General features: G+C 50.9%; 4 protein-coding genes and 1 pseudogene. 3 read left to right on the top strand and 2 right to left on the bottom strand.

Annotated features, from left to right (window positions below; all coding sequences use genetic code 11):
- Positions 1-737: 737 nt before the first annotated feature.
- A pseudogene (locus tag ACUTQY_RS13960) lies at positions 738-1554 on the bottom strand (primase-like DNA-binding domain-containing protein); the annotation flags it as partial.
- Between the two features lie 557 nt (positions 1555-2111).
- Entirely contained in the window at positions 2112-2324 is a 213-nt protein-coding gene (gene cspF / locus ACUTQY_RS13955; RefSeq protein WP_072022372.1) for a cold shock-like protein CspF, read from the bottom strand.
- A gap of 396 nt (positions 2325-2720) precedes the next feature.
- On the opposite strand from cspF, the gene ACUTQY_RS13950 reads away from it, so the two are divergent.
- The 3 genes from ACUTQY_RS13950 to ACUTQY_RS13940 all read left to right on the top strand — a co-directional run bounded on the left by ACUTQY_RS13950 (position 2721) and on the right by ACUTQY_RS13940 (position 12053).
- On the top strand, positions 2721-2948 hold the full coding sequence (locus ACUTQY_RS13950; RefSeq protein WP_071525954.1) for a hypothetical protein: 228 nt from the start codon (positions 2721-2723) through the stop codon (positions 2946-2948).
- Positions 2949-3150: 202 nt separating this feature from the next.
- Entirely contained in the window at positions 3151-3315 is a 165-nt protein-coding gene (locus ACUTQY_RS13945; protein ID WP_216606217.1) for a YnfU family zinc-binding protein, read from the top strand.
- 155 nt (positions 3316-3470) lie between these two features.
- Positions 3471-12053 (top strand): glycoside hydrolase family 94 protein, encoded by an 8583-nt coding sequence (locus ACUTQY_RS13940; RefSeq protein WP_206359009.1) that lies wholly within the window; start codon positions 3471-3473, stop codon positions 12051-12053.
- Positions 12054-12067: the final 14 nt, after the last annotated feature.

Below are 12067 nucleotides of genomic sequence, written 5' to 3'. Positions count from 1 at the left end.
CCGGTTTTTACTGAAATGAGAAATACGTCAATACAGAGTAAAGTAGGCAAATAGTTGAGGCGGGCAAATTACAGGCACAAAAAAACCACCTTTCGGTGGCTTCTTGTTCACGCGGTACTTAATGGTGCGAAGGCCGGACTCAAATCAATAATCAATGCATTGAAAAATATAGAATTATTAAAAGATAATTAAGATTATGCCCCCTTTTGTGCCCCCAGTATAAATTTCGTGAAACGCTGGAAGATTAGACTATCGCTCTGACAACAGCATAAAATTCAACCATACAAAGAACTCGGTTAGGTTCCGTGTCACGAACCCAAACCAAAAATATTGTTACGCATAAATTTACCGTCGCCCTTTTCTGATCGCAGCATTCATTTCTTGGACTTACAGCCAAAAAAAAAGATTTATAGAAAAACTGTTCACCCTATACACCCTTTCATTTTATCCTTTTATTTCAATGCATTGATGGGTGTATGGCTGCCTTCTCAGTGTACACCCCTGTTCACCTATAGGGTGAACAGTCTAAATCGCAGGCACAAAAAAACCGGCCTGAGCCGGTTTGGGGAGCGCTTGTCGTTGTGATATTGGCCGTTCAGCGGCCGATAGGATGCCCTGGTGTTGCTGCGTGTGTTTGGATCACTGCCACTATAGGCGTCGCGGCGATTGAGCGTCCAATGGGTTCGGCAGATCAATAATGGCCTATTGATCGGCCCGGCCGATCGACCCACTCATCGTCACACCGCCCCGCACTTCGGCAGCCAGTCCGCTTCACACTCCTCACTCAATATCAGGTTGGTTTGTATTCTCTACTTGGTGCGGCGTTTCAGCAGCGTATGCTCATACTTTTTCAACGTCTGCGGCACCGCCTGGCCGAACGCCGTCAGGTTCATCACGTGCTGATAGCCTCTTGCGGCCATAAACGACAGGTAGGCGTGGTACAGGTAGCGGCGCGGATTCGGCGGGGTGATGTTGGCATTACCGATCATCCCCCTTCCGGGGTGCCCAACACCGTCAGGTAACCACAAAATCAATAAGCGGATCGGCATGCCGTTTGATTTCCAGGTTTTCTGCCGAAATCTGCTGCGCCTGGAGCAGTGCGCGGGCCTCGTTCGGGTTGGCAAAGCGTTGCATCAGGTGACGCACGATGACCGCCAGCTTTTCGGTGATCTTCGCTAGCAGCAGCGGGTCACGCTCTTCAGAGGCGATAGCCTCTGGGAACGTCAGGATCACCCGGCGGAGCGAGATGCCGCCGCTGCGGTCGCTGAACTGCATCGGGTTGTTATTCACCGCCAGTATAACTGCAGGGATGTAGGCCGCGTAGGCGTCGCGGTATTTCGGATCGATGACGACCGCATCGCCGCCGGTGATGGCCTTGATACCCGCCTCGTCACCACTCCACTTTTCCTGGTCGGGCAGGATAATCAGCGAGTTACCGACGACCTAGGCACATTTGCGCGCCGACTCCAGTTTGTCGATAGTGGCGGCGGGGTTATTAACGGCACTGGCCAGCCACCGGGCGATAGTCGCCATCACGCTCATGCTGTTGATACCTACGACGTTAAGATTCTATCAACTCCTGTCACAGCGCGGCAGCCTCACAGGCCCAATAGTTGTGGTAGTAGGGATATATCAGGCACCATATGTTTAGTGCATAGCCCTTTTCCTACCAATGCACCGATTAATGCCAAAGTCTTATAGACAGGGCCTGACTGGTATCGTTTTTGTCGTAGTTGTTAATGTTCAGAACTACGCTGACTATTTCAACAGTGGCGCGTTTGGTTGCTTTGCCTTCTATCAATCAGATATGGCGCGGTTCAATGTCTCCGACTGCTTGCAGTCGCATCGATCGTCAATCCGCATTTTCCCCATACAGCCAACTGTGGCACGTCTACCAGGAGGTCCAATAGCACTCTAAATCACTCTTGAGACAAATATTTCGAGGGAGGGTGGACGGATGATGAGCAAATTATTTTTATTAACCACCTTAACTCATGTTAGCCTGAAAATTAATAAGGTGGAGTGAATCTCTCTATAGCCTTAATTATTAATCAAGCATTGGATGTGGATTTTTAATCATGTTACTGTTAATGAAGATAATTCTAATGATGTTAGGAAAGATAGACATTTGCTGCCGTAGGCCCATTAAGCCCATTCACTCTTCTAAATTCCACTCGAATTCCAGGGGTGATTGTTTGAGTTTCACGTGATGATAATGCTGAAATGTGTACTCGTACGTCTTTTCTTCCATCAGAGGGGATAATTAATCCTTTACCTGTTTTATTATCAAATATTTTGATGATGCCTGTCATTTTTTGGAACAAAGAACAACCTTATAAGATGAAAACAGCCTTGAGTATACATTAAATGAATAAAAAATCCATCTCAATCTTACACATTCACCCTGGCCTTTTAGACGGCTAAAAATAAACATTGCTATCTCTTTAATAAGGGTGTAAGACTAAGTTATTAAAAGTAAACCGCAGAAAATGTCGGTTTAAATGAGTCATATATTCAGCCCCTATAGCTAATGTTTTCAATCTACCTTTCTTTGATTAGTGTACTATTCTGACTTCTCACACCCAAGTAGGAATTTAATAATATATATCACATTGAAATAGCTTTTATGTTGATAGGGAGGCTATAAATTTTGTTTTTGGACGATTAATTCCCCACTAAATATTTTGTAACAAACACGAATCCATCAATAAGGTAACACCATGATAAAAGTCATTATTTTTTTTAATTCTGCGCCATCTTGTATCACTGAGCTTCAGGACGGCGTAAAAACAATTTCACGCTCTTATCCGAATGGAGAGAGAGTTCAATTACCTATAATGACGGCGGGATTAGCCTCTCGGACAGGTGACCACACAATTGTTCATGTCGCCTCTGATCGTGATTTAACATCCGACGAGATTTTTGCTGCTGCTGAAAAGTTGCTGTAAAACGTTCTAGGAAGTAAAAATCAGTAAAATACAATTTTTTCTCGCAACCTGACTTGATTGACATCGTATATTTTATAATTTCGGGCTAATGCTTAGCATAAGCATATGATAATTATGCACTATAATAAAAGCAAAATATTAACAGTACAAAAAACGACCATCAATGATATGATAAATCTCATTCATTGAAAGGTTAATCCATATGTCTTTTATCGATTACGCAATGAAGTACATCGGCGGCATATCTAGATCTGCTGTAATTTGCCCTGTTTGTGGATTCAAGTCATCTCAGGCGGTTAGCAAGCTTCGACTGAAACAAGCAATGCTTTGCCCTGAATGTAAAGCGCTATTTGTCAAGTCACGCTAAACTCTGATACATGGTGATGCTAAATTTTGTGAGTACACCTAAGACATATTCAAGCAGCTGTTAAATCCCGGATGGCTTACATCCATCCTGAGAGAACGCTTCTGAACTGATTTCGCAACTGCTCCTGCGCATTAACGTCGCAACTGAGCAACTCTATGAAAATGAACCCCAGGGCATGGTTTAGCCACTCCCGAATTCTGGCAAAAAAAACCGAACGATCGCCGCTTGCCGCTAACGATCCTGCAGGTGAGGGGGCGGTACGATCAGAGTTGTTTTCAACATCTCAGATGGAACGTTACGGCCAAAAGTTGGCACGTGCCCATAAATTATCTCCAGATAAGCTTCCCTACTACCTTCTCAAAAGGCTCGGCAACAATGAGGCCGCTATCACGCAGAACTGCTACGAGCTTAACTCAGGTATAAAAGCGAGCATTATGCCTGCCGGGGAGTGGTTGTTGGATAATTACTACCTTATTGAGGAGCAAATTCGCATCGTTCGCCAACACTTGCCGAAAAGCTTCGGCAAAGGTCTCCCATCCCTGATATCGCCTCAGAATTGTCCGCGAATTTATGATATTGCATCAGAAGCCATTGCGCACGGCGATGGCCGCTGGGACACTGCCAGCCTGACCAGCTATATCACTGCCTATCAACAGGTCACCCCACTGACGTTGGGCGAAATTTGGGCCCTACCGGGCATGCTGCGCCTGGCTCTGATTGAAAATCTTCGCCGCATCAGCATGGAAGTCGTAAAGGCTCAGCGGGAACGAAACCTGGCAGATGCGTGGATAACAAGAATTTTCGAATGTGCAGAGAATGCTCCCGCTGACTTAATCATGGTAGTCGCCGATATGGCGCGCTCACGTCCTCCGTTGAGCAGTGCATTTGTCGCGGAGTTAGTACGGCGTCTGCAGGGGCATGGCAATGCTGTGTCGTTGCCTCTGACCTGGGTTGACCAGTGCCTGGCGGAACAGGGGGTCACAACCGAGGCACTGATTCATCGCTTCAATCAACAGCTCGCTGCCAGTCAGCTTTCAGTCAGTAACAGCATCGCTGGGTTGCGTTTACTGAGCGAAACGAACTGGGCTGATTTCGCTGAGGCGATAAGCACCGTTGAACAGGTATTACGCCGTGATCCTGCCGGTATCTATACCCAAATGCACTTTGATACTCGGGATCATTACCGCCACGTCATTGAGATTCTGGCCAGAGATAGCGGCCTCAGTGAGCCTGAGGTAGCCAGCCGGTTACTGGCTCTTACCAGGGAGAACGCTCCCGACACATCGAAGTCCCACATTGGCTATTATCTGGTAGGCGAAGGTCGAGAGGAGTTGGAAATTCATCTGCTGGCTGACACCTCAACGTTTATACGCCTGCGGCACAGTTTCAACAGAATATCCCTGCTGTCATGGCTTGGCAGTCTGAGTTTGTTGACCACAGCAACGGTGGCCGGGGTATTGCATGAAACTGCGCAGCAAGGAACTTATTGGCTGCCGATCGTTGTGGCATTGCCTCTTGTCATTGCTGTTAGCCAATTAGCAAGTGATCTGCTCAGCGATGCCACCACTCGTTTTCGAATCCCCCGCCCATTACCGAGGATGGATTTTTCAGCCGGTATTCCCGTAGATAGTGCAGCCATGATCGTCATCCCTTGCATGCTGACAAGTCACGAAAGCTTCAGCAAACTCCTCACCAGTCTTGAAGTATGTTGGCTGGGGAATCAAAACGAAAACATCTGTTTCGCTCTGCTCACCGATTTTGCCGATGCAGAAAATAAACAAGCGTCTGCAGACAGAGCCCTCCTCAGACAGGCGATCGCCGATATGCAGGCGCTTAACCGCCGCTATCCATCCCGACACCCTCGTTTTTATCTGCTGCACCGGCAGCCTGAATGGAACCCTTCTCAGCGGACCTGGATGGGTTATGAACGCAAGCGGGGCAAACTGGCGTTGTTGAACGACTGGCTGCGCCATCCTGCGGCGCAATTTGTCAGCGTTGCAGACATGCCTGCTCATCTTTTACCGGGCTATATAAAATATGTCATTACGCTGGACAGCGACACGGTGCTGCCACGCGATACGGTACACAAGCTGGTCGCGACGATGGCGCATCCGCTGAATAAGCCAGAGTATGATCCGGTACGCCAGAGGGTGGTCAAAGGATTCGGCATTCTACAGCCCGGACTGGCGGAGGCGATGCCGCATAATGGCCAGGGGCGATACGCGGCCATGCGCAGCAGCGCACCTGGCAATAACCCCTATTCCATGATGTCTTCCGATATCTACCAGGATCTCTTTGGGGAAGGATCGTTCGTGGGCAAGGGGATTTATGATGTCGATACCTTTGTTCAAGCCACGGCCAACGTTTGTCCTGAAAATCTGGTTCTCAGCCATGATTTACTGGAAGGATGCTACGCGCGTTCGGGGCTGCTGAGTGAAGTTTTACTCTATGAACAGTACCCCAATAATTACCTTTCGGATGTTGCACGCCGCTCACGCTGGATCCGGGGTGACTGGCAACTGCTGAACTGGTTGAAATTACGCGTCAGAAAAGCGGATGGAAGCCGGGATAAGAATCCTCTATCCGCACTATCTTACTGGAAACTGTTTGATAATTTGCGCCGCAGTCTCGTCGCCCCCTCTTTACTGATATTGCTGTTCTTGACACTGCTTTGGGTGCCTAATCCGGTTTATTGGCTTGGCATGCTGGCGCTGATATGGCTGTTACCTGCAATGCTGAGCATCCTCTATGACCTGCTGCATAAGCCCCTTCGCCGCCACCTGAAACCGCATTTGTTGCTGGTAGCTTCAGGGGCGCTGAAGCGTCTGTCAGGCATCGGGCTTAATTTTGCAATACTGCCGCACGAAGCCGGATATTCATTGTATGCGATTATCGTGACGCTATGGCGTCTGGGCGTTAGCCAGCGCAATCTCAGCCAGTGGGTCAGCCATAGCCCTGACGACAATCAGGCCAGAACTTCGGTTGGCCGTTTCTACCAGGCTATGTGGCTGAACGTCGTTGGCGGAGTGGCACTCACCATTCTGACCGTACATATTGCGCCGCAGCTACTGGCGATCGCTTTGCCGGTCAGTGTGTTATGGTGCCTGGCCCCCCTGCTGATGAAAGGGTTGAGCCGCCAACCCGTTCGTAAGGCCTTTTCGCCGAACCAAGAGCAAAAACAGCTGCTACGCCAGACAAGCCGTGAAATCTGGGCATTTTTTGAAACCTTTGCCACAGCGCAAGAGAACTGGCTTCCGCCTGACAACTATCAGGAAATACCGCAACCGACAGTGGCTCACCGTACTTCTCCTACCAATATTGGCCTTTCCTTGCTGGCCAATCTGACGGCCTGGGACTTTGGTTATCTTTCCGGCGGGGAGGTATTGCAGCGCGTGTCGCTAACGCTTGATACGCTGGACAAAATGGAACACTACCGGGGACATCTCTATAACTGGTATGACACCCGTACGCTGGCACCACTCAGCCCACGCTACGTTTCAAGTGTCGACAGTGGCAATATGGCGGGTCATTTACTGACATTGCGTGAAGGGCTATCTGCCATGCGCCATCAGCCTGTTTTAAACATCGAACAGATGCTGGCCGGGCTGAACGATACGCTGGATATTCTGGAGAAACATTGGGGCTCAAGCGCGCCTACCGCTTTGCGGCTACTGCGCAAACACTGCCAAAGTGCGGTGTCACTGTCTCCGCCAGCGCTTTTCAGCGAACTGAAAAAAATGCGCACTCAGTGCAACCATCTGACAACGCAATGTCATCAAGACTCCCTCCTTCAGGTACGCTGGACAAAACATCTGGAAAATCAGCTGGTGCAACTTGGCCATGAATGGTCGCTACTACTCGACTGGTTGCCAGCGTCCTGGAACAAACAGACGCTGCCGACGCTGAACTGGTTGGCCCGTGCGACATTTACCGGTGAAGGAACGCCTCCGGCGTCCGTGACGGCGCAAGCTCAAATGCGGCTGAAAATTATCGCCGAGCTTGAACAACGGCTGAATGACCATGCTCGGATGGATTTCGCCTTTCTGTACAGTGAGGCAACCAGTCTGCTCAGTGTCGGTTACAACTGTGACACGAATACGTCAGACAAAAGCCATTACGATCTTTTCCCATCTGAAATCCGACTGACCAGTTTCCTCGCCATTGCGGCGAATCAGTTGCCACTCAAAAGCTGGTACGCGCTGGGAAGGTTGTTCACCACCATAGACAATGAAACTGCCCTGATGTCATGGAGCGGTTCGATGTTTGAATACCTGATGCCTAATCTGGTGATGCCCATGTGGCCAGGCAGTCTGCTTGATGAAATGAGCCAGTCGGCGGTGATGCGCCAGATACACTGGGGTAAAGAGCGTGGGGTGCCTTGGGGGGTATCAGAGTCTGGCTATCATGCTTTTGATGTTCAGCAAAATTATCAGTATCAGGCATTTGGCGTGCCAGGGCTCGGTCTGCGTCGGGGACTTGCCGATGATATGGTGGTTGCCCCTTACGCCACCCTGCTGGCGCTGATGGTCTCACCGCAAAAAGCGTGTGAAAACCTGTTCCGACTGCAAAAAAATGGCGCACAGGGTGAGTATGGCTTCTATGAAGCGCTGGATTATACCCCTTCACGCCTCGCAACCGGTCAACTGTATGCGGTAGTGCAATCCTGGATGGCACATCATCAAGGCATGGCATTTCAGGCGCTCGCCCACGTGCTGCTTGACGCCCCCATGACTGAGCGATTTATGTCCAGCACGCTCTTCCAGTCAGCGAGTTTATTGTTACAGGAGCGCGTGCCGGATGCGGTCGATCTCTACAGCCCGCGCCGTCATTTTGAATCTCATGAAGGGAGGGTCAAACCCGTACGCTATGAACCTCGTATTTTCAACGGGGTGGACACACCGGTTCCGGAAATTCAGCTGTTGTCCAACAGCCATTATCATCTGATGTTGACGGCTGTCGGGGGAGGCTACAGTCGCTGGAATAATATTGCCCTAACCCGCTGGCGAAGTGATACCACCCGGGATAACTGGGGAACGTTCTGCTATATCCGCGATATGCAGACGGGTGAGATATGGAGCAATACCTGGCAACCGGCAGGCAACGCTATCGGGCTCGACGAAGAAGTGATATTTACCGATGCGGGGGCGGAATTCAGGCGCACCTTCGGGACGCTCAGCGTCAAAACCCAGGTTGTTGTTTCACCCGAGGATGATATTGAACTGCGACGTATCACCCTGGTGCACCGTGGCCGCCAGCCGCGCTCTCTGGAACTGACAACCTACGCCGAAGTGGTACTGGCGTCTGATGCCAGCGATCTGGCACATCCAGCGTTCAGCAATTTGTTTATCCAGACCGAGCTTGATCCTGAACGTGACGCTATCCTCTGCCACCGGCGCCCGCGCTCGCCGGATGAGTCGAGCCCTTGCCTGTTTCACATGATGGTGGTGCATGGCGCTCATCATAAGAGCGTCTCGTTTGAAACAGACAGGGCAGAGTTCATTGGACGTGGCAGAAGCCCAGCTGATGCTCGGGCAATCGAGGAAGGCGGATCGCTCAGCAATACATCGGGCTCAGTGTTGGATCCTATACTGGCGATACGTCATGCCATCATCCTGCAGCCTGGGCAACCGGTCACGATTGATATCGTTTATGGCATTAGTGAAAGCCGCCAGCAAAGCCTGGCGTTGCTCGAAAAATATCGCGACTATCCTATCGCTGACCGCGTGTTTGAACTGGCGTGGTCGCATAGTCTGGTGGCATTACGTCAGATAAACGCCAGTGAAGATGATGCCACCTTGTTTAATCGTCTTGCCAGCGCAGTACTTTATCCCAGTCAGGAGTTGCGTGCCGAGGGCCAGACCATCAGCCATAATCGGCGTGGTCAGTCCGGCCTGTGGGGCTGGGCAATCTCAGGTGATCTGCCGATAGTGCTGCTCAGCATTTCCAGCGAGGAAGGTGTCGCCTCCGTCACCACCCTGATTCAGGCACACCGCTACTGGCGGCTGAAAGGGCTGGAGGTGGACTTGGTGATCCTGAATAACAGCCCAGGGGGATACCAGCAGGGATTGCAAAATCAAATTATGGATTTAATTTATGCCGGGTCAGAAGCCAGTCTGCTGGATAAAACGGGCGGCCTTTTTGTTCGTAATGGCGAGCACCTCACCACTGAGGATAAGCTGCTGCTGATGAGCGTGGCTTGTCTTTATCTCGATGACCGTGCGGGTGGAATTAATGAACAGCTTAATCAGCGTATTCACACCCCAAAACCTCCGGCCAGACTGTTGATTCCGCATATTGTTTCGGAGAGTAACCAACATACAGATTGGGCCCCCGATACCAGCCAGTTGCGCCATTTCAATGGGTACGGCGGATTTTCTCATGACGGCCGGGAATATCAGATTGTGCTCCGGGAAAATGAGTCAACGCCCGCCCCTTGGGCAAATGTACTGGCGAATGCCCGTTTTGGCAGTGTGATTTCGGATGCGGGGCAGGCCTATAGCTGGTATGAAAATGCCCATGAATTCAGGTTAACGCCGTGGGAGAACGATCCTGTGAGCGATCGTAGCGGTGAGGCGTATTACCTGCGTGATGAAGAGAGTGGTGAGTGCTGGTCACCTACGATTTTACCTACGCGCGGACAAGGGGATTACCTGACACGCCATGGTTTTGGCTACAGCGTATTTACCCATCGGGAGAGTGGTATAGACAGTGAGCTGACGGTATTTGTTGCCGAAGAGGCCCCGGTTAAACTTGCAATCCTGACGCTCAGTAACAATTCGGGACGCACTCGTAAACTGTCCGTCACGGGCTACGTGGAGTGGACGCTCGGAGAGTCACGAATCCGCTCCGCTCCTCATATCGTGACACATGCTGCCAGTATCCCTGGCGGTTGCGGTGTGATGGCAAATAACTTTTATGGTGACAACGGTGGCGAGCGCACTGCATTTTTTGCCGTCAGCGGTAATTATTGTTCGTTGATGGGAGATCGCCGGGAGTTTATTGGCCGTAATGGTTCGTTGCGCAGCCCATCCACCATGAAACTGCGCAGACTCTCGGGTAAAACCGGCGCCGGCCTCGATCCCTGTGGAGCCCTCCAGTCAGCGGCTACATTTATTGACGGAGACCAGAGAACGTTTATTTTTGTCCTTGGCGCGGCAGATAATCATGCCCAGGCTCAGGAGATACTTACTCGCTATCTCAATGAGGATGCGGCCCGCCTGGAGCTGAACCGCGTTCACCACTATTGGCGCCATGTGCTCGATAAAATCGTGGTTAATACGCCTGATACATCTGTGAATTTACTGGTCAACGGCTGGCTGTTATACCAGACCGTAGCCTGTCGCCTCATGGCTCGCAGTGGTTACTACCAGTCCGGCGGCGCATTTGGTTTTCGCGATCAGTTGCAGGATACGCTGGCACTGAGTCATGCAGCCCCGAACCGAATGCGCGAACAGATAATACTGTGCGCATCACGGCAATTTATCGAAGGAGATGTGCAACACTGGTGGCACCCTCCACACGGCAGCGGGGTTCGTACCCACTGTTCTGATGACTACCTGTGGCTTCCGCTTGCCGTTTGCCACTATGTGGAAACGACGGGGGATATGAATGTGCTGGAGATGCGCATACCGTATCTGGAAGGTCGCCTGCTCCAGCCCGGTGAAGAGTCTATCTATGACACGCCGCTAGTCAGCGGCACCGAAGAGACACTGTGGTTGCACTGCGTCAAAGCGATTCAACATGGACTGAGCTTCGGGGAGCATGGTCTGCCGCTGATGGGGGCAGGTGACTGGAATGACGGGATGAACCGGGTTGGTATCGAAGGCAGTGGTGAAAGCGTCTGGCTGGGTTTCTTCCTGTATGACATTTTGCAGCGGTTTACCGCACTGGCAGAGCGCAAGCAGGATGACAGTGTCGCCTCGATGTGTCGTTCGCAGGCCTTGCACCTGCAAAACAATCTCGAAACTCACGCCTGGGATGGCGAATGGTACCGGCGCGGTTATTTTGACGATGGTACTCCCCTGGGTTCGAAAGCCTCGCAGGACTGCCGGATAGATGCGATTGCGCAGAGCTGGTCTGTATTGTCCGGGGCCGCCAGCGCGGGACGATGTGCACAGGCCATGCAGGCGCTGGATAAGCACCTGGTAGATAATGATGGCGGGTTGATAAGGCTGTTAACACCACCATTCGATGGTCATGGGCCTAACCCGGGTTACATCCAGGGTTATCTGCCCGGCGTGCGGGAAAATGGGGGGCAGTATACACATGGCGCCATCTGGGCCGTTATGGCATTTGCACGGATGGGAAATGCAGAACGCGCCTGGCAACTCTGGTCAATGATCAACCCGATAAATCATACCCTTAATACAGACTCGGTTGGGATTTATAAAGCTGAGCCTTATGTCATGAGTGCTGATGTCTATAGTGTCGCTCCCCATACCGGACGAGCGGGATGGAGCTGGTATACAGGTTCCGCAGGCTGGGCCTACCGTTTACTTACCGAGGAATTACTGGGTATAAAACGCTCCGGTGCTACCTTTACTGTCCATGCCAGATTGCCGGATGAGTGGTCCTCTTTTTCGATGTCATATCAATATGGTGAAAGCCAGTATCAGATTATAGTTTCACGCGGAGAGGGAGAGTATCGTGTCACACTGGATAGCATCGTACTGCCTGGCGACAACATTCCTTTGCGGGATGATGGGAAAAATCATACGGTTGAAATTATTCAAAACTGATACTGCCTTAAAAG

This window comes from Serratia sp. TSA_130.1, from assembly GCF_052691795.1.
The sequence above is the reverse complement of the archived record's forward strand: the minus strand, read 5'-3'. Positions and strand labels throughout refer to the sequence as shown.